Below are 1207 nucleotides of genomic sequence, written 5' to 3' on the forward strand. Positions count from 1 at the left end.
TTTTCTCACTATCCTAAGTCTAGATTGCTAAGGAGGGAGTGGATTCCATACATCAACTTAGAGTTGTTGCTCTTCACTAAACAAGCACGATCATATTGACCAACATTTTCTAATGTAAGATGGTGATATATTATTGGTTTTATTTAGATTCTTGGGTAGCGTTTTATGAAAAGGAAAGAACAGTTAAAAGTGCTAGCAGCTAATTGCGGTACTACGTCACAATGCCCTTACTGTAACTATGAGCTAGAGAAAGTACCTAAACGTAAAGCAAAGTGTAAATCTTGTAAGAAGCCCATTTACCCAAGAAAAGAGCCATTGTCTGGTGCTCAACGCCTCTATCGTGAGGGCGATTTGTTTCTGTTGGAAGAACTGAAAGCGCTAGCAGATGGATGGTGGCGTGACTGGTATGAAGCTAATAAGGGCGTATTAAATGCACGTAAAAATTTAGCAAAAGAATGGAATGTTGATGAAGTCAATGTGTCAATTGCAGATGCTAGATGGAGAGAGTCTCATACTAACCTAGCTGAAGCGACCGAAAAGCAAGATTGGGATCTAGTCTATTCGGCCTATGAGTCTATGCTGAGGCAAGTACAAAGAGAAAAAAGCCAAGATAAAACACCTTTGGAAGAGTTGGTAGCTGGGCTTTTGGTCACTGGTTATGGGCGTGAGCGATCTATTAACGGTTACTTATTGGAGCATAGAATCGGCAGGCCGCAATACATGTTGATTGACCAACTAACTACTGAGGCAAGCGAAGTTTATGAATTGGTTAAAGGCACCAATACAGCAAAGACCTATTGTACATTGTTGAATGTGTCATTAGATACGGTGATTAACCGTTACAAAGATGAACTCAAAGAAGATGATGAGATAAGAGATAGCTTAGAACAAAAAGGAGCCCCTTCAAGTGCTACAAACATCGCATCCACTTTAAATGTTGTGGAGACGCCACCTAAGGAGTCCAAGAAAAACAATGCCGCCTCAAAGCTACCAATATTGCTTCTCATACTGGCAGTAGTAATCGTGATTTTTATGAACACATAATTGCCCCATTCTGCGTTTCGGCAGCTAGCTATCACAGAATGCAGCCGCCAATTTTGACCTACTTGTTCTTATGTCTAGAGCTCTAACTATGTGACCAAATCTGCTAATCCACTACATTAGAAGGGCAACTCTCTTCCCTGTAATTGATCGTTATCCCGTAAAA

Annotated in this window: 1 protein-coding gene; it reads left to right on the top strand. The window is 40.6% G+C overall.

The genetic code is table 11. The annotated features are described in order from the left end of the window. Positions 1 to 165 precede the first annotated feature (165 nt). Positions 166 to 1044 (top strand): hypothetical protein, encoded by an 879-nt coding sequence (locus AB6E78_RS22905; RefSeq protein ID WP_136982196.1) that lies wholly within the window; start codon positions 166 to 168, stop codon positions 1042 to 1044. Positions 1045 to 1207: the final 163 nt, after the last annotated feature.

This window comes from Vibrio sp. 10N.247.310.98 (genome assembly GCF_041467395.1).
Lineage (GTDB): Bacteria > Pseudomonadota > Gammaproteobacteria > Enterobacterales > Vibrionaceae > Vibrio > Vibrio crassostreae_C.

Bases quoted from the DNA above. Each gene is read 5' to 3' on its own strand.
- AB6E78_RS22905 (WP_136982196.1), top strand. From the start codon at position 166: ATGAAAAGGAAAGAACAGTTAAAAGTGCTAGCAGCTAATTGCGGTACT.